The sequence below is a fragment of the Pseudomonas sp. UBT genome (assembly GCF_050915955.1).
Taxonomy (GTDB): Bacteria; Pseudomonadota; Gammaproteobacteria; order Pseudomonadales; family Pseudomonadaceae; genus Aquipseudomonas; species Aquipseudomonas antarctica_A.
In genome coordinates, this window is the sequence record NZ_CP168080.1 from 170,005 (window position 1) to 187,304 (window position 17,300).

At 60.8% G+C, this 17,300-nt stretch carries 15 protein-coding genes and 1 other RNA gene; all 16 read right to left on the reverse strand.

The window, feature by feature from the left end; all coding sequences use genetic code 11:
* Window positions 1-7 precede the first annotated feature (7 nt).
* Complete coding sequence (ftsA, locus tag ACDZ94_RS23855; RefSeq protein ID WP_017738691.1) at window positions 8-1,270, reverse strand: cell division protein FtsA; 1,263 nt, start codon at window positions 1,268-1,270, stop codon at window positions 8-10.
* Between the two features lie 15 nt (window positions 1,271-1,285).
* The gene (locus tag ACDZ94_RS23860) at window positions 1,286-2,155 is read right to left on the reverse strand and encodes a cell division protein FtsQ/DivIB (RefSeq protein ID WP_064450766.1); all 870 of its coding nucleotides are present in this window, start codon (window positions 2,153-2,155) and stop codon (window positions 1,286-1,288) included.
* Window positions 2,156-2,159: 4 nt separating this feature from the next.
* Window positions 2,160-3,116: a D-alanine--D-alanine ligase gene (locus ACDZ94_RS23865; RefSeq protein ID WP_432751535.1), complete on the reverse strand. Its 957-nt coding sequence runs from the start codon at window positions 3,114-3,116 to the stop codon at window positions 2,160-2,162.
* The gene (gene murC / locus ACDZ94_RS23870) at window positions 3,113-4,558 is read right to left on the reverse strand and encodes a UDP-N-acetylmuramate--L-alanine ligase (protein WP_432751536.1); all 1,446 of its coding nucleotides are present in this window, start codon (window positions 4,556-4,558) and stop codon (window positions 3,113-3,115) included. Before murC ends, ACDZ94_RS23865 begins: the two co-directional genes overlap by 4 nt.
* The gene (gene murG, locus ACDZ94_RS23875) at window positions 4,551-5,621 is read right to left on the reverse strand and encodes an undecaprenyldiphospho-muramoylpentapeptide beta-N-acetylglucosaminyltransferase (protein WP_128590812.1); all 1,071 of its coding nucleotides are present in this window, start codon (window positions 5,619-5,621) and stop codon (window positions 4,551-4,553) included. Before murG ends, murC begins: the two co-directional genes overlap by 8 nt.
* Entirely contained in the window at window positions 5,611-6,828 is a 1,218-nt protein-coding gene (gene ftsW, locus ACDZ94_RS23880; protein WP_064450762.1) for a putative lipid II flippase FtsW, read from the reverse strand. The genes murG and ftsW overlap by 11 nt, the downstream gene beginning before the upstream one ends.
* Complete coding sequence (murD, locus tag ACDZ94_RS23885; RefSeq protein WP_064450761.1) at window positions 6,825-8,171, reverse strand: UDP-N-acetylmuramoyl-L-alanine--D-glutamate ligase; 1,347 nt, start codon at window positions 8,169-8,171, stop codon at window positions 6,825-6,827. Before murD ends, ftsW begins: the two co-directional genes overlap by 4 nt.
* A gap of 6 nt (window positions 8,172-8,177) precedes the next feature.
* The gene (gene mraY / locus ACDZ94_RS23890; RefSeq protein WP_058414269.1) at window positions 8,178-9,260 is read right to left on the reverse strand and encodes a phospho-N-acetylmuramoyl-pentapeptide-transferase; all 1,083 of its coding nucleotides are present in this window, start codon (window positions 9,258-9,260) and stop codon (window positions 8,178-8,180) included.
* A complete protein-coding gene (locus tag ACDZ94_RS23895; RefSeq protein WP_064450760.1) occupies window positions 9,260-10,630 on the reverse strand; it encodes a UDP-N-acetylmuramoyl-tripeptide--D-alanyl-D-alanine ligase in 1,371 nt (456 codons plus the stop codon). The genes mraY and ACDZ94_RS23895 overlap by 1 nt, the downstream gene beginning before the upstream one ends.
* A complete protein-coding gene (locus ACDZ94_RS23900) occupies window positions 10,623-12,086 on the reverse strand; it encodes a UDP-N-acetylmuramoyl-L-alanyl-D-glutamate--2,6-diaminopimelate ligase (RefSeq protein WP_407016568.1) in 1,464 nt (487 codons plus the stop codon). Before ACDZ94_RS23900 ends, ACDZ94_RS23895 begins: the two co-directional genes overlap by 8 nt.
* A complete protein-coding gene (locus ACDZ94_RS23905) occupies window positions 12,086-13,828 on the reverse strand; it encodes a peptidoglycan D,D-transpeptidase FtsI family protein (RefSeq protein WP_167353720.1) in 1,743 nt (580 codons plus the stop codon). Before ACDZ94_RS23905 ends, ACDZ94_RS23900 begins: the two co-directional genes overlap by 1 nt.
* Window positions 13,828-14,121: a cell division protein FtsL gene (gene ftsL / locus ACDZ94_RS23910; RefSeq protein WP_003216203.1), complete on the reverse strand. Its 294-nt coding sequence runs from the start codon at window positions 14,119-14,121 to the stop codon at window positions 13,828-13,830. The genes ACDZ94_RS23905 and ftsL overlap by 1 nt, the downstream gene beginning before the upstream one ends.
* A complete protein-coding gene (rsmH, locus tag ACDZ94_RS23915) occupies window positions 14,118-15,065 on the reverse strand; it encodes a 16S rRNA (cytosine(1402)-N(4))-methyltransferase RsmH (protein ID WP_432751537.1) in 948 nt (315 codons plus the stop codon). The genes ftsL and rsmH overlap by 4 nt, the downstream gene beginning before the upstream one ends.
* The gene (gene mraZ / locus ACDZ94_RS23920) at window positions 15,062-15,517 is read right to left on the reverse strand and encodes a division/cell wall cluster transcriptional repressor MraZ (protein WP_064450756.1); all 456 of its coding nucleotides are present in this window, start codon (window positions 15,515-15,517) and stop codon (window positions 15,062-15,064) included. Before mraZ ends, rsmH begins: the two co-directional genes overlap by 4 nt.
* 355 nt (window positions 15,518-15,872) lie before the next feature.
* Window positions 15,873-16,226, reverse strand: an RNA gene (rnpB, locus tag ACDZ94_RS23925) — RNase P RNA component class A.
* A 95-nt stretch (window positions 16,227-16,321) separates the two neighbouring features.
* Window positions 16,322-17,227 (reverse strand): 16S rRNA (cytidine(1402)-2'-O)-methyltransferase, encoded by a 906-nt coding sequence (gene rsmI / locus ACDZ94_RS23930; RefSeq protein ID WP_432751538.1) that lies wholly within the window; start codon window positions 17,225-17,227, stop codon window positions 16,322-16,324.
* Between the last annotated feature and the right edge of the window lie 73 nt (window positions 17,228-17,300).

Below are 17,300 nucleotides of genomic sequence, written 5' to 3' on the forward strand. Positions count from 1 at the left end.
AACTTCATCAGAAGTTTCCTTTTACCCAAGCCTGCAGCCGCTCGAACAACGGCGCTTTGGCCTCGTCGTCGCTGCGGTAGCTGTCACGGATGCTCGGGCCCGACAGGGAAATGCCGTCGGTCTGCTTTTGCAGCCCGTACAACAGCAAGCCCACACCGGTGGAATAAATCGGGTTGCGCACCACGTCGCCCAGGCCTTTAACGCCATGGGGCACGCCCAGACGGACCGGCATGTGGAAGATTTCCTCGGCCAGTTCGACCGCGCCTTCCATCTTCGAGGTGCCACCGGTCAGCACGATGCCGGCCGGGATCAAATCTTCGTAGCCGCTGCGGCGCAGTTCAGCCTGGATCAGGGTGAACAGCTCGTCATAACGAGGCTCGACCACTTCGGCCAGGGCCTGGCGCGACAGCTCGCGCGGAGGACGGTCGCCCACGCTTGGCACCTTGATGGTTTCACCGGCACCGGCCAGTTTGGCCAGGGCGCAGGCGTAACGGATCTTGATTTCTTCGGCGTACTGGGTCGGCGTGCGCAACGCCATCGCGATGTCGTTGGTGACTTGGTCACCGGCAATCGGGATCACGGCGGTGTGACGGATCGCACCCTCGGTGAAAATCGCGATGTCGGTGGTGCCGCCGCCGATGTCCACCAGGCACACGCCCAGTTCTTTTTCGTCGTCGGTCAGTACCGAATAGGCCGAAGCCAGCTGCTCGAGAATGATGTCGTCGATTTCCAGGCCGCAGCGGCGCACGCATTTTTCAATGTTCTGTGCGGCGTTGACGGCGCAGGTCACCACGTGAACCTTGGCTTCCAGACGTACGCCCGACATGCCCAGAGGCTCGCGAACGCCTTCCTGGTTGTCGATCACGTAGTCCTGCGGCAGTGTGTGCAGCACACGCTGGTCAGCTGGAATCGCCACGGCCTGGGCAGCGTCGAGTACGCGCTCAAGGTCGGCCGCGCTGACTTCGCGGTCGCGAATCGCCACGATGCCGTGGGAGTTCAGGCTGCGGATGTGGTTGCCGGCCACGCCGACGAACGCCGAGTGAATCCGGCAACCGGCCATCAGCTGCGCTTCTTCGATGGCGCGCTGGATCGATTGCACGGTGGACTCGATGTTCACCACCACGCCCTTCTTCAGGCCCCGGGACGGATGCGTGCCAATACCGACGATTTCGATAACGCCGTCTTCCCCGACCTCGCCCACCAGCGCCACCACTTTGGAGGTGCCGATATCGAGACCGACGATCATTTTGCCGCTTTGCACGTTTGCCATGGGTCCTGCCTCTTCTTAATTCTTCGCGACAGCGGGTTTGGCTGTCGTCGGCGCAGCCGGTTCACGCCAGCCGACGGCCAGGCCGTTGGCGTAACGCAGGTCGACGCTCGCAATGTTCGTAATCTGTTCTTTCAAGGTCTTGTCATAGATGGCAATAAAGCGGCGCATCTTTTCTACCAAGCGGTCGCGTCCCAGCAACAACTCGATACCGGGGCCGGAACTGCCTGCACCGGTGGTCAAAAACCAGCTGCCCCGCTCACGCAATTCCAGGCGTGCGATGGAGAAGCCCAGTGGCCGCAGCATCTGGCTCAAGGCCTGGTACTGCTGCATCACTTGCTGTTGCGCCCGCTGCGGCCCGAACAACTGCGGCAGGTGCTCGTAGTTGGCCAGTTCACGCGGGGTAAACGCCTGACCCTGGTTGTTCAACAGCGCGCCATCGCCCCAACGGGCAACAGGCAATTGCTCTTCCAGGCGGATCGTCACCTGGTCCGGCCATACGCGGCGGACTTCGGCATGCGCGATCCATGGCATCTGTTCCAACTCCGAACGCATACCGGCCAGGTCGATGGTGAAGAAGCTCGCCGCCAGGTACGGGCCGATGCGCTGCTGTACCGCTTGCTGGCTGATGTAGCTCAAGTCGCCCTGCACGCTGATCTTGGTGATCGGCCGGTCGGCATACGGCAACAGACGCTGTGCGCCTTCGTAAGTGCCGAAGCCCAACGCCACCAGCAGCACCGGCCAGAACAGCGCTTTGATAAAGCCAAAGTTGGCTTTCGGCAGGCGCGCCGACATCGGTTCTTTAGCCACCATCCGGCTGGCACCCCGCGGCACCGGCTTGCGGCCGGGAGCTTGTGGGGGCTGATGACGAAGCGATGCGCCGTTCATGTGCTTAGCCTCTTGGCTCAATGCTTGCGGCCAGGATCGCCAGCACCAACTGCTGGAAATCCAAACCGGCGGCACGGGCTGCCATAGGTACCAGGCTGTGATCGGTCATGCCGGGAGCAGTGTTGACTTCAAGGAACCAGAAATTCCCTTGGTCATCCTGCATCACGTCTGCCCGCGCCCAACCGGCGATACCCAGCGCCTCACAGGCTTTCGCCGTGAGGTCCATCAATTCCTGTTCCTTGATTGCGTCGAGGCCACATGGGATCCGGTACTGAGTATCGGAGGCCAGGTATTTGGCGTCGTAGTCATAAAAGGTGTGGGGCGTGCCCAATGCGATAGGCGGCAATACCTGGCCACGCAGGGTGGCGATGGTGTACTCGGGACCCTGGATCCACTGTTCCACCAACACTTGCGAATCGTAGGTACTTGCCGCTTTCCATGCGTCGATCAATTCGGCGGCCGAGTTCACTTTGGCCATGCCGATACTGGAGCCTTCATGGGCAGGTTTGACGATCAAAGGCAGGCCCAGTTCCTTGGCTGCAGAAATACAATCGTCTTCGCTGCACAGCACGCTGTGACGCGGGGTTGGAATACCCAGGCTGTGCCACACCTGCTTGGTGCGCAACTTGTCCATCGCCAGTGCCGAAGCAAGGATGCCGCTGCCGGTATAAGGGATGCCGGCGCACTCGAGCAGGCCTTGCATGCTGCCGTCTTCACCGCCACGGCCGTGCAGGATGATGAAGGCGCGGTCGATCTTCTCGGCTTGCAGGCGGGCGAGGAAATCATCGCCCACATCGATACCGAACGCGTTCACGCCGGCGCTTTGCAGCGCCTCAAGCACGGCATTGCCGGACTTGAGCGACACTTCGCGCTCAGCGCTCTTGCCGCCAAACAGCACGGCCACGCGGCCGAGGTCGGCAGGCGTAATGGTGGAGAACAGGGCGTCGTAGTTCGTGGTCATTTCGACTTCCCCTGCACGGCTGCAAACAGCGGGCTGGCGAGCAATTTAGGCGCAAGGCCACCGATGTCGCCGGCGCCCTGGCACAGCAGGATGTCGCCGGCACGCAGCAGCGGCTTGACGATTGGCGCCAGGTCCACACCGCGCTCGATGTAGATCGGGTCCAACTGGCCACGCTGGCGGATGCTGTTGCACAGCTTGCGGCTGTCGGCGCCCGGGATCGGCTCTTCACCGGCCGGGTAGACTTCCATCAGCAGCAGCACGTTGGCATCGGCCAATACATTGACGAAGTCGTCGTACAGATCGCGGGTGCGGCTGTAGCGGTGCGGCTGGTAAACCATCACCAGGCGGCGCTCCGGCCAACCACCGCGTACGGCTTTGATGACCGCTGCGACTTCGGTCGGGTGGTGACCGTAGTCGTCCACCAGCATCACGTCGCCACCGTCTACCGGCAGTTGGCCGTAGACCTGGAAGCGACGGCCGACACCGGCAAAGCGCGACAGGCCTTCGACGATGGCTTCATCGCTGACGCCCTCATCGGACGCGATGCAGATGGTCGCCAGGGAGTTGAGCACATTGTGGTTGCCCGGCATGTTCACCGACACATCCAGCGGCTCGCGATCCGGGCGCAATACGGTAAAGAAGGTTTGCATGCCTTCCTGGCGCACATTGATCGCGCGCACGTCAGCGTCTTCGCTGAAGCCATAGGTCACGGTCGGACGCTTGACCTGCGGCAGGATTTCGCGAACCACCGGATCGTCCAGGCACACCACGGCCAAACCGTAGAAAGGCAGGTTGTGCAGGAACTCGACGAAGGTTTTCTTCAACTTGTTGAAGTCACCGTCGTAGGTCGCCATGTGGTCTTCGTCGATGTTGGTGACGACAGCGACCAGCGGTTGCAGATGCAGGAAGCTTGCGTCGCTTTCATCGGCTTCGGCGATCAGGTAACGGCTGGTGCCGAGCTGGGCATTGGTACCCGCTGCATTCAGACGGCCACCGATCACGAACGTCGGGTCCAGGCCACCGGCCGCGAACACCGAAGCGATCAGGCTGGTGGTGGTGGTTTTGCCGTGGGTACCGGCGACGGCGATGCCGTGGCGATAGCGCATCAGCTCGGCGAGCATTTCGGCACGCGGCACGACCGGAATACGACGTTCAAGGGCAGTGGCCACTTCCGGGTTGGAGGTGTTCACGGCGCTGGATACCACCAGCACGTCAGCCTCGGCGGCGTTCTCGGCACGGTGGCCGATAAAGATCTGTGCACCAAAACTCTTCAGGCGATCAGTCACCGGCGACTCTTTCAAGTCGGAGCCGGACACCTGATAACCCAGGTTCAGCAGCACTTCGGCAATCCCGCACATGCCCACACCGCCGATGCCGACGAAGTGAATGCGACGGATGCGGCGCATCTCGGGTTGTGGCATGGCTTTCTGATTCTCAACCATGGGCCACCTCCAGGCAGATATCGACCACGGTGCGGGTTGCGTCAGGTTTAGCCAGGCGGCTTGCGGTGCTCGCCATGCTGTTGAGTCGTTCCGGTTGCATCAAAACCTCGGTCAGGCGTGCGGCCAAATCGGCGGCGCCAGTCGTTCTTTGCGGCAGCAGGAAGGCAGCGCCCTCCCCGGCCAAATATTCGGCGTTGCGGGTCTGGTGATCGTCGATGGCGTGGGGCAAAGGCACCAGCAAGGACGGCAGACCGGCCGCAGCCAGTTCACTGACGGTCAACGCGCCTGCGCGACAGACCACCAGGTCGGCCCAGCCATAGGCGTGGGCCATGTCTTTGATAAAGGGCTGTACATCAGCCTCCACACCCGCTTCGCGATAGCGTTGGGCAGTGACTTCATCATGATTTTTGCCAGCCTGGTGAAACACCTCTGGCCGCAATTCCACAGGCAGCTGCGAGAGTGCCTCAGGCAGCAACTTGTTCAGCGGCTCAGCACCCAGGCTCCCGCCAAGGATCAGCAAGTGCGGCTTACGGCCTGTCAGCGCTTGGCGGGCAATATCCATGAACAGCTCGGTACGCACCGGGTTGCCTGTGGTGCGAAGCTTGTCCGAGCCAGCAAAGGTTTTCGGGAAAGCCTCACACACTCGCGCGGCCAACGGCACCAGCAAACGGTTCGCGGTACCGGCGACGGCGTTCTGCTCGTGCACAATCACCGGCACACCGGCGAGCTTGGCGGCGACACCGCCAGGGCCGGTCACATAACCGCCAAAACCCAGCACACACACCGGCTTCAATTCACGGATGATTTTGCGCGCCTGCCAGACGGCCTTGAGCAACACGAACGGCGCCTTGAGCAGGGACAGTTTGCCCTTGCCGCGCAGGCCGGTGACGTTGATCAAATGCAGTGGCAAGCCGGCGTTCGGCACCAATTCATTTTCAATGCCGCGTGGCGTACCGAGCCAATGCACGGTGTAGCCACGGTTCTGGAATTCACGCGCGCAAGCCAGGGCCGGGAACACATGGCCCCCGGTGCCGCCCGCCATGATCAGCACGTTAGCGCCCATGGTTCGGCTCCTCGGCAAAATCGCTCTCGCTGAATTCCATCTCTTCGCTGCCCAAGTGGGTTCGACTCTCCCACTCGATGCGCAGCAATAACCCGAGACACGCGCAGCAAATCACCAACGAACTGCCGCCATAACTGAGGAACGGCAAGGTCAGGCCCTTGGTCGGCAGCAGGCCGACGTTCACACCGATGTTGATCAGGAACTGGCCGATCCACAGGAACGACAAACCGTAGGCCACGTACGCGGCGAAATACTGTTTGGCCTTCTCGGCCCACAAGCCGATGTACATGCCGCGTACACACACGAACACGAACAGCGCGACAGTGCACAGCGAACCGACCACGCCGAGCTCTTCGGCGAGTACCGAGAACACGAAGTCGGTGTGCGCTTCCGGCAGGTAGAACTGCTTCTGCACGCTGTTGCCCAGGCCCACGCCCAGCCACTCGCCGCGACCAAAGGCGATCAACGCCTGGGTCAACTGGTAACCGGAGCCGAACTGGTCGGACCAGGGGTCGGTGAAGGTAATCAGACGGGCCATCCGGTAGGGTTGCGCCTGCACCAGCACCGTCACGGCGGCCACGGCCAGCACCACCATCAAGGTGAAACGGAACAGGCCCACGCCCCCAAGGAACAGCATGGCTGCAGCCGCGCCCATCATGACGACGGTGGCGCCGAAGTCGGGCTCCATCAGCAACAGGCCGGCCATGGGCAGCAGCACGATGAACGGCTTGAAGAAGCCCATCCAGCTTTCGCGCACTTCTTTCTGACGGCGGACCAAATAACCGGCGAGGTAGATCACCACGAAAACCTTGGCGATTTCAGACGGCTGCACGTTGAACGCACCGAAGCCGATCCAGCGCATCGAACCGTTCACCTCGCGGCCGATGCCGGGGAGGATCACCATGACCAGCAAACCAAACGCACCGATCAGCATCAGCCAACCCAGGCGCTGCCAGGTAGCAATCGGAATCATCATGGTGACGATGCACGCGCCCAGACCGATCACGAGGTACACCAGGTGGCGGATCATCATGTACAGCGTATTGCCCGACTGCACGGCGGCCACTTCGGAGGACGCCGACGTAATCATCACCAGGCCCAGGCCCAGCAACGCGAGGCAACCGGCAAGCATCGGGAAGTCGAGGTCGATACCACGCCCGGTGATGATCGGTGACGGATACGGCTTGATGATATTTCTGAAATTCATGCCAAGGCCTCCACGCCGCGGGCGAACAGCTGGCCGCGCTCTTCGTAGTTCTTGAACATGTCGAAGCTGGCGCACGCCGGCGACAGCAGCACGGCATCACCCGGCTGGGCCATGGCTTTGCACTGGGCAATGGCGTCGTCCAGGGACGTGGCGCGCACTTGCGGCACAGCGTCACCCAGGGCGGCGGCGATCAGGTCGGCATCACGCCCCATCAGCACCACGGCGCGACAATGCGCAGCCACCGGCCCTTTAAGGTCCTTGAAGTCGGCACCCTTGCCATCGCCACCGGCGATCAGCACCAGCTTGCCTTCGATGTCAGCACCGAGGCCTTCGATGGCCGCCAGGGCAGCACCGACGTTGGTGGCCTTGGAATCGTTGTAATAGCTGACGCCATTGAGGTCGCGCACCCACTGGCAGCGGTGCTCAAGGCCGGCGAATGTGCGCAGGCTGGACAACATGGCATCAAACGGCAGGCCCACAGCATGGCCCAGCGCCAAGGCCGCCAGGGCATTGGACTGGTTATGTGCGCCACGGATTTTCAGTTCGCGGACCGGCATCAGGTTCTGGAATTCGAAGGCCAGGTATTTCTCGCCGTTCTCTTCGCGAATGCCGAAAGCTTTGAAATCAGGTTTACCCAGGCCGAAGGTCCAGCATGGCAGGCCCTCGCCCATCAGCGGACGGCTCAGGGCATCCTGGCGGTTGACCACCACTTGCCGGGCACCGCGGAAGATCCGGTGCTTGGCCAGGTGATACGCCGGCAGGCCGCTGTAACGGTCCATGTGGTCTTCGCTGACATTCAGCACGGTGGCCACTTCGGCACCCAGGTCGTGCGTGGTTTCCAGCTGGAAGCTCGACAGCTCCATCACGTACAGCTCGACGTCGTCGCTGAGCAGGTCCAGCGCCGGCGTGCCGAGGTTGCCGCCCACAGCCACGCGCTTGCCGGCCGCAACCGCCATCTCGCCGACCAGGGTCGTCACGGTGCTTTTTGCGTTGGAGCCGCTGATGGCCACGATCGGCGCCTTGGCGTTACGTGCGAACAGGTCGATGTCGCCGGACAGCTTCACACCACGCGCCGCTGCCGCTTGCAGGGCCGGTGTCGAAAGAGCCAGGCCGGGGCTCACGTAGAGCTCATCGGCGCGGCACAGAAACTCGACATCCAACTCGCCACAACGCACTTCCACGTGCGGGTAGTCACGGCGCAGCGTGACCAGCTCCGGTGGATTTTCCCGCGTGTCGGCCACGGCAAACGACGTGCCCCGGTTCGCGAGGAAGCGAACCAGGGACATGCCGCTCTTGCCGAGGCCGACAACGATGCGGAAGTGGTCTGAAGCGATCAGGGACACTCGTTTCTACCTCAGTTTCAGGGTGGCAAGGCCGACCAGTACAAGAATCACGGTGATGATCCAGAAACGGACAATCACACGCGGCTCGGGCCAGCCCTTGAGTTCAAAGTGGTGGTGAATCGGCGCCATACGGAACACGCGGCGCCCGGTCAATTTGAAGGAGGCCACCTGGATGACCACCGACAGGGTTTCCATCACGAACACACCGCCCATGATGAACAGCACGATTTCCTGGCGAACGATCACGGCGATGGTGCCCAAGGCTGCGCCCAGCGCCAGTGCGCCGACGTCGCCCATGAAGACTTGTGCGGGATAGGTGTTGAACCACAGGAAGCCCAGGCCGGCACCGATCAGCGCGCCGCAGAACACGATCAACTCACCCGCGCCCGGCACATAAGGGATCAGCAGGTATTCAGCGAACTTCACGTTACCCGACAGGTAGCAGAAGATGCCGAGCGCGCCGCCCACCATCACCGTCGGCATGATCGCCAGGCCATCGAGGCCGTCAGTCAGGTTCACGGCGTTGCTGGAGCCGACGATGACGAAGTAGGTCAGCACCACGAAGCCAATGCCCAGTGGAATGCTCGCATCCTTGAGCATCGGGATGATCAGGGTGGTTTCCACGGCGCTCGGCGCGGTGGTGTAAAGGAAGATCGCCGCCGCAAGGCCGAACACCGACTGCCAGAAATACTTCCAGCGGCTCGGCAGCCCCTTGGAGTTCTTTTCGATCACTTTGCGGTAGTCATCGACCCAGCCAATGGCGCCGAACAACAGGGTCACCAGCAGCACCGTCCACACGTAGCGGTTATGCAGGTCGGCCCACAGCAAGGTGCTGATGCCGATGGACGAGAGGATCAACGCGCCGCCCATGGTCGGGGTGCCGGACTTGGACAGGTGCGACTGCGGGCCATCATTGCGAACCGATTGACCAATTTGCAGGTTCTGCAGGGTGCGGATCATCCACGGCCCCAGGAACAGCGACAGAGACAGCGCGGTCAGCACACCCAGAATCCCGCGCAGGGTCAGGTACTGAAAGACCGCGAAGCCTTTGTGGAACTGTTGCAGATACTCAGCCAGCAGCAGCAGCATTAATGTTTCTCCGTACTTGAGCCACACAAGGCCGCGACGACGTTTTCCATCACCGCGCTGCGCGATCCCTTGATCAAAATGGTTGTGTGTTTGTCTTGTTCAGCCACGCCCAGCGCCTGGATCAGCTCGGCCTGGGTTGCAAAATGCCGCGCGCCGAGACCGAAGGCGTTTACCGCGTGAGCCATGTTCGGGCCGACGGCGTAGAGCGCATCGACTTTGCCTGTGGCGTAGGCGCCGACTTCGCGATGGGACTGTTCGGCCCAGTCGCCCAGTTCGGCGATATCGCCCAGCACCAATACCTTGCGCCCCTCGAAGCCTTTGAGCAGGTCAATGGCGGCACAGACCGAGGATTGGTTGGCGTTGTAAGTGTCATCAATCACGCGCATGCCGTTGGTAGCCAACTGTGCGACCGTGCGGCCTTTAACCGGCTGCACCGCGCCCAGGCCAGTGGCAATTCCGAACAGCGACACACCCAGGGCATGGGCGGCAGCGGCGGCGGCCAAGGCATTGGCGACGTTATGGTTGCCCAGCAGATTCAGTTGCACATGCTCACTGCCTTGCGGGGTATGCAAGGTGAAGGACGGGCAGCCACGGGCGTCAACAGTGATCGTGGAGGCATGGAAATCAGCCGCCGCGTTCAGCACGGCAAACGTCAGCACCTTGCGACCGGCGGCGCGTACACGCCAGGTCTCGAACGCCTTGTCGTCGAGGTTCAATACAGCGGTGCCCGAAGCATCGAGGCCTTCAAGGATTTCGCCCTTGGCTTCGACGATTTTTTCCGGGCCGCCGAACTCGCCAACGTGGGCGGTACCGGCGTTATTGAGAATCGCAACGTGGGGCTTGGTCAGCGCCACGGTGTAGGCAATTTCGCCAATACGCGAAGCGCCCAGCTCGATCACCGCCGCCGTGTGTTCCGGGGCCAGTTCGAGCAAGGTCAGCGGAGCGCCGAAATCATTGTTCAGGTTGCCACGGGTAGCGAGGACCGGCCCGCGCGTGCGCAGGACGCCAGCGAGCAGTTCCTTGACCGTGGTTTTGCCGCTGGAGCCGGTGATGGCTGCAACCGGCTTGTTAAAGGCAGCGCGGTTCAGAGCCCCAAGTTGGCCCAAAGCCAGGCGGGTATCAGCGACCAACAACTGCGGCAAAGTGGAATCCGCCACTTCGCGCTGTACCAAGGCGCCTACGGCACCTTTGGCGGCGACCTCGTTCAGGTAATCGTGGCCATCGAAACGCGGGCCGGCCAATGCGACAAACAGTTGCCCCGGTTTGATGTTGCGACTATCGATACTGACACCGTCGAAGCTGCAATCGCTCGACAGTACGCGGGCCGACAAGGCCTGGGTCAGTTCGCTGAACTTCATCGCCTTAAGCATGGGCGATCTCCCAGGCCGTCAGCGCGTGATCGGCCTCGACCAGGTCAGAGAAGGCATGGCGTTGGCCGTTGATTTCCTGATAGTCCTCGTGACCTTTACCGGCCAGCACCACGACATCGTCAGCGCTGGCGCTGGCGATCAATTGCGCAATGGCTGCGCCGCGACCGGCAACGAAGCTCGCCTTGGAGGCGTCTTTAAAGCCGACACGGATGTCATCGAAAATCTGGCTCGGGGCTTCGCTGCGCGGGTTGTCGTCAGTCACGACCACACCATCGGCCAGGCGCTCGACGATCTCGGCCATCAACGGACGTTTGCCGCGATCGCGATCACCGCCGCAGCCGAACAGGCACAGCAGTTTGCCCTTGGCGTGTGGGCGCAGGGCTTCGAGCACTTTTTCCAGGGCGTCCGGGGTATGGGCGTAATCGACCACGACCAGCGGTTGTGTACCGCCACCCAGGCGCTGCATGCGACCGGCCGGGCCTTCCAGCTTCGGCAGCACACGCAGGATTTCATCCAGCGCGTAATCCAGGCCGAGCAGTGCGCCGATGGCGGCAAGCACGTTGCTCAGGTTGAAACGGCCGAGAAGTGCGCTGCGCAAGTGGTGCTCGCCCTGCGGCGTGACCAAGGTGGCGAGCACGCCTTCATCATTAAATTGGCCTTCACGGCAATACAGGTACGCGCTGGAATCTTCCAGGCTGTAGGTGATCAAGCGCGCTTCGCTGTCTTCGGCAGCCAACTGACGACCGAATGCATCATCCAGGTTGACCACCCGGCACTTCAGGTCATTCCAGGCAAACAGCTTGGCCTTGGCGGCGGCGTAAGCCTCCATGGTGCCGTGGTAATCCAGATGATCGCGGGACAGGTTGGTCATCACCGCCACGTCAAACGCCAGGGCAGCCACGCGCCCCTGGTCCAGACCGTGTGAGGAGACTTCCATGGCAACGGCCTTGGCACCGGCCTTTTTCAGGTCGGCCAGGGTGGCTTGCACGGCAATCGGGTTCGGTGTGGTGTGCATGCCGCTTTGCAGCGCGCCATAAAAACCGGTGCCCAGGGTGCCGACAATGCCGCAGTGCTGACCCAGCAGGTCAAGGGCTTGCGCGACCAATTGGGTCACGCTGGTCTTGCCGTTGGTGCCCGTCACGCCCACCAGGTTCAATTGACGGCTCGGGTCGCCATAGAAACGCCCGGCAATGTCCGACAGCTGCGCAGCCAGACCCTTGACCGGAATCAACGGCACATCGGTGATAGGCAGTACGGTGGCGCCTTCCACTTCATAAGCGACGGCGGCCGCACCGCGTTGCAAGGCATCCGCAATGTGCGCACGGCCATCGAACTTGCCGCCAGGCACCGCCAGGAACAAGTCACCGGCGCGCACATTACGACTGTCCAGGCTCAACTCGCGAATCAGCAGATCGCGACCGGCGTGGGCAAAAATCTTGTTCAGACTAAGAGACATCAGCCGCGCCCTCCATTGGCTTTGGCAGCAGCGGCCGGTGGCCCGGCGTTCGCTTGTTGAGTCGGCGGCAAGTTATCCGGCGTGATGTTCATCAGGCGCAGGGTGCCGGACATCACTTTGCTGAACACGGGCGCCGATACCAGGCCACCGAAGTAGCCGGCCTTACTCGGTTCATCAATCACGACAACAATGGCGTAGCGCGGGTCGCTCATCGGGCCAAAGCCGGCGAACAGCGAACGGTATGAGTTTTCGGCGTAACCCTTGGTGCCCACCGACGTTTTACGGGCGGTACCCGACTTGCCTGCCACGTGATACGCCGGCACCTGGGCACGGAATACGCCGCGCGGTGCTTCGATCACTTGTTGCAGCATGCCTTGCATGGTCTTGGCGACGTTTTCCGGGATCACCTGGGTGGCTTTCGGCGCTTCGTCGACATGGATCAGGCTCAAGGGAACCATTCGGCCATTATTGGCCAATACAGAGAAGGCATGGGCCAACTGGATCGCGGTCACCGACAGGCCGTAGCCGTAGGACAGCGTGGCGGTCTCGGCCTTTTTCCAGTCGCGGTAGTTCGGCAGGTTGCCCACGCGCTCACCCGGGAAATCCAGGCCTGTGGGTTGACCCAAGCCGATTTTTTGCGCCAGGTGATAGATGGTTTCGCCGCCGATATCAAAGGCGACCTTACTCATGCCCACGTTACTGGAGTTGATCAAAATACCGGTCAAATCCAGCACTGGGCCTTCGGTACGGGATACGTCACGAATGGTGTACTTGCCCAGTTGCAGGGTGCCCGGGTAAACCTCGACTTTGTCGCTCGGCTTCCAGCGCCCGGTTTCCAGGGCGGCACTCATGGAGATGGCTTTCATGGTCGAACCAGGTTCGAACACATCGATCATCGCGCGGTTACGCATCATCGCCGGTTGCAGGTTGCGACGGTTGTTCGGGTTGTAGGTCGGCTGGTTGACCATGGCGAGGATCTCGCCGGTCTTCACGTCCATGATCACCAGGCTGCCGGCCTTGGCGCCGTTTTCGATGATCGCGTTACGCAGTTCGCGGTTGGCCAGGTATTGCAGGCGCAGGTCAATCGACAACGCCAAGGGCTTACCAGCCTTGGCGTTTTTGGTGACCTGGACATCCTTGATCAGTCTGCCGCGCCGATCCTTGATGACCTGCCGCTTACCGGGAACGCCGGCCAGCCATTCATCGTAGGCCAGCTCTACGCCTTCACGGCCATGGTCGTCGATGTCGGTAAAACCAACCATATGCGCGGTGGTTTCACCGGCCGGGTAGAAACGACGAAACTCCTCGATGCCGTAGACACCGGGGACTTTAAGGTCGAGCACTTGCTGGCCTTGCTCGGGGGTGAGCCCGCGAACAAGGTAGATGAATTCTTTATTAGCCTGGGCTTCCAGGCGTTCGGCCAGGGCTTTCGGGTCTTGACCCAGGGCGGCAGCAAGCTCTGGCCACTTTTCCTTGGCGGTTTGCAGTTCCTTGGCGTTGGCCCACAGAGTGGTCACCGGCGTACTGACGGCCAGAGGCTCGCCGTTACGGTCGGTGATCAGGCCGCGGTGCGCAGGAATCGGGATATGCCGCAGGCTACGGGCATTGCCCTCGCCGATCAGGAAGTCACGGTCGACCACTTGCAGGTCGATGATCCGCCAGGCAATCGCGCCAACCATGAGTGCCAGCAAGCCCAGCATCAGACGGAAGCGCCATGGGTAGAGTGCGCCTTCAAGTTTCATCATGGCGCCACCATGCGAACTTCAGCCGCGCCCGGAATATGCATTTTAAGCTGTTCGGTGGCCAATACTTCGATGCGGCTATGGGCCGTCCAGGTACTTTGCTCAAGGATCAACCGGCCCCATTCCGCCTGCGCTTTGTCACGCACACTCAATTCCCCATAAAGGGTATTGAGCAATTGGCGGTTGTAGTGGGCGCTGTAGGACACCGCAATCGCGGACACCAGCACGCCGACAAACAGCAGCAACATAAAGAAGCTGCCGCCCGGGAGGGGCTTGGCGAAAAGCTTGCTCACCGCAGCTTCTCCGCGACGCGCATGACGGCGCTACGGGAACGTGGGTTGGCCTTGAGTTCGGCTTCGGAAGCGAACTGCGCTTTGCCATGAATTTTGATTTTCGGCACAAAGGCTTCAAAACGTACCGGCAGGTTGCGCGGCAGGTTATCGGACTCGCCCTTGACCAGACGACGCATGAACAGCTTGACGATGCGGTCTTCCAGGGAGTGGAAGCTGATCACCACCAGGCGACCGCCCACTTCCAGGGCTTCCAGTGCGGCTTCGAGGCCGACTTCCAGATCACCCAGTTCGTTATTGACGTGAATGCGCAGGCCCTGGAATGCGCGGGTCGCAGGGTTCTTGCCCTTTTCCCACGCCGGGTTGGCGACTTTCAGCACTTCAGCCAGGTCGGCGGTGCGTTCAAACGGCTGGATTTCGCGGCGCTCGACAACCGCGCGCGCCATACGGCCAGCGAACCGCTCTTCGCCGTATTCCTTGAATACACGGGTAATTTCTTCGTGGGGTGCGGTGGCGATGAACTGCGCAGCGCTGATGCCGCGAGTAGGGTCCATGCGCATATCGAGCGGGCCGTCGTTCATGAAACTGAAGCCGCGCTCCGGGTCGTCAAGCTGTGGCGAAGACACGCCCAGGTCGAGCAGAACCCCGGCCACATTGCCTGCCATGCCGCGCTCGGCCACTTCGGCACCCAGCTCGGCAAAGCTACGCTGCACAACGACAAAGCGGCCGTCTTCGGCCGCTAGCGCTTGCCCGGTGGCAATCGCTTGAGGGTCTTTGTCAAACCCGAGGAGTTTGCCGTCAGGCCCGAGCTGGCTGAGTATCAACCGGCTGTGCCCGCCCCTGCCGAAGGTGCCATCCAAATAGCAGCCATCCGCGCGTACGGCGAGAGCCTCAACGGCTTCGTCAAGCAGTACGGTGATGTGGTTAAAGCCGCTATCAATAGTCACAGGATCAAATCACGCAGTTCATCAGGCATAGCGCCCGGTTGTTGAATAGCAGCCAGGTCAGCTGCAGAAACAGCATCCCAGGCATCTTCGTCCCACAATTGGAACTTGTTCAGTTGGCCGACCAGCATTGCGCGCTTATCCAGCTTGGCGTACTCGCGCAAACGCGGAGGCACCAGGAAACGACCGCTGCCATCGAGCTCTAGGTCGACGGCATTACCGATCAGCAGACGCTGCAGGCGGCGGTTTTCTTCACGCAATGAAGGCAGAGCGCGCAACTTGGTTTCGATCAACTCCCACTCATCGAGCGGGTAAACACACAAACAAGGGTCAACGGCGTCAATCGTGATGATTAACTGGCCTGAACTTCGCGAAACGAGCTCGTCACGATACCGGCTCGGCATAGCGAGACGGCCTTTTGCATCGAGACTGATAGCGTTAGCTCCGCGAAACACAGATGCGTTTCTCCAAATTTTAGCGTTTTACGTTCAAAAAACCCACTTTGTGCCACTTTCCGCCACTTGCGCACACTATAGGAATGCGCCCACCACACCGTCAAGGCGCGGATTCAAGGAAAAGCCTTACAGAACGGAGATTTAGGAACGTAAAAGGAGGAGAAACGAGAGTTTGGCGATGTTTTTGACTCAACAACCGCAGATAGCTCATAGAGCTATGGCTTAAAGTTAAAGTAATTTATTAAGAGTAAGATTTTTTTGGTATTACGAAGATGCATCTGCCAATGATTTGGCAGGGAGGGATTCTTGCGTTACTACCGGGTTTCTGCACGAGATTCGAACAGAAGGAAAAAAGGTGGAGAGTCGATCTGTAAGCCGGGTTCTGTCTTGAACAGTCATTCGTCTACGATGGCCATCACTGGACATCTTTAGCAACCTACCCGGTCCCAGCGCGGGCCACGCCTTGGGACCCTATTTGGTCTTGCTCCAAGTGGGGTTTACCTAGCCACGAACTGTTGCCAGTCGTGCGGTGCGCTCTTACCGCACCTTTTCACCCTTACCGGCACCGAAGTGCTTAGGCGGTTATTTTCTGTGGCACTTTCCGTAGGCTCACGCCTCCCAGGCATTACCTGGCACTTCGCCCTATGGAGCCCGGACTTTCCTCCCCCCCCTAATTTTCATAGAGGGCAGCGACTGTCCAATCGACTCTCCGCCGCGCAGGTTAACGGCACGGCGGGCTCAGGACAAGTATTAAAGTGCAGCAGTGCCATCACGTTCAGACGGAATACAGGTTTAACCCCGGAACTATTCGGCTTTCTGTTTATCCAGTGCGACCTGATAAAGCACATTCTTACGCACACCGGTAATTTCAGCCGCCAGGGCTGCTGCACGCTTGAGCGGCATCTCCTTGAGCAACAAATCCAGCACACGCATGGCTTCGCTGCTCACGGCATCTTCACTTTCCGGGGCAGTCCAACCGGCCACCAGCACCACACATTCGCCGCGCTGCTGATTGCTGTCACCCTCGACGAAGGCTCGCAGCTCTTCGAGGGGCAAGCCCTTGAGGGTTTCGAAGGTCTTGGTCAGCTCCCGGGCCAGCAGCGCCAGGCGCTCACCGCCGAACACCAGTTCCATATCCTGCAGGCATTCAAGAATGCGGTGCGGGGCTTCGTAGAAGATCAAGGTGCGCGGTTCTTCCTTTAAGGCTTGCAGACGCGCCCGACGCCCAACCGCCTTGGCCGGCAGGAAACCTTCGAAGATAAAACGGTCTGAGGGCAACCCGGCCGCCGATAATGCAGCAATCAGCGCGCAAGCCCCCGGAACAGGCACTACATTGATACCTACGGCACGGGCCTGGCGGACCAGGTGGTAGCCGGGATCGGAAATCAACGGGGTTCCGGCATCCGAGATTAACGCCACATCATCACCGGCCAACAAGCGGGTGATAAAACGGCTGCCTTCTTCGCGCTCGTTATGTTCATGGCACGCGGCTAATGGCGTGCTGATACCAAAATGCTGCATCAAACGCTGGGAGTGCCGTGTGTCTTCCGCCGCGATCAGTTTTACGTCGCGCAACACTTTCAGCGCCCGGGCACTGATGTCGTCCAGGTTGCCAATGGGCGTCGCCACGACAAAAAGCGAGCCTGCAGTGGAATTCAAAGGACCTGGAGCAGTCAAAACGCACACCTCGATGGTTGGCAAAAGCCGCATTGTAACGCGTAGGCGCTTCGAAAATATGCCATCAGCGCTGATGCCTTTTCAGCCGCCGATGACGAATAGCAAC

Bases quoted from the DNA above. Each gene is read 5' to 3' on its own strand.
- ftsA (WP_017738691.1), bottom strand. From the start codon at position 1,270: ATGGCAAACGTGCAAAGCGGCAAAATGATCGTCGGTCTCGATATCGGC.
- ACDZ94_RS23860 (WP_064450766.1), bottom strand. From the start codon at position 2,155: ATGAACGGCGCATCGCTTCGTCATCAGCCCCCACAAGCTCCCGGCCGC.
- ACDZ94_RS23865 (WP_432751535.1), bottom strand. From the start codon at position 3,116: ATGACCACGAACTACGACGCCCTGTTCTCCACCATTACGCCTGCCGAC.
- murC (WP_432751536.1), bottom strand. From the start codon at position 4,558: ATGGTTGAGAATCAGAAAGCCATGCCACAACCCGAGATGCGCCGCATC.
- murG (WP_128590812.1), bottom strand. From the start codon at position 5,621: ATGGGCGCTAACGTGCTGATCATGGCGGGCGGCACCGGGGGCCATGTG.
- ftsW (WP_064450762.1), bottom strand. From the start codon at position 6,828: ATGAATTTCAGAAATATCATCAAGCCGTATCCGTCACCGATCATCACC.
- mraY (WP_058414269.1), bottom strand. From the start codon at position 9,260: ATGCTGCTGCTGCTGGCTGAGTATCTGCAACAGTTCCACAAAGGCTTC.
- ACDZ94_RS23895 (WP_064450760.1), bottom strand. From the start codon at position 10,630: ATGCTTAAGGCGATGAAGTTCAGCGAACTGACCCAGGCCTTGTCGGCC.
- ACDZ94_RS23900 (WP_407016568.1), bottom strand. From the start codon at position 12,086: ATGTCTCTTAGTCTGAACAAGATTTTTGCCCACGCCGGTCGCGATCTG.
- ACDZ94_RS23905 (WP_167353720.1), bottom strand. From the start codon at position 13,828: ATGAAACTTGAAGGCGCACTCTACCCATGGCGCTTCCGTCTGATGCTG.
- rsmI (WP_432751538.1), bottom strand. From the start codon at position 17,227: ATGCGGCTTTTGCCAACCATCGAGGTGTGCGTTTTGACTGCTCCAGGT.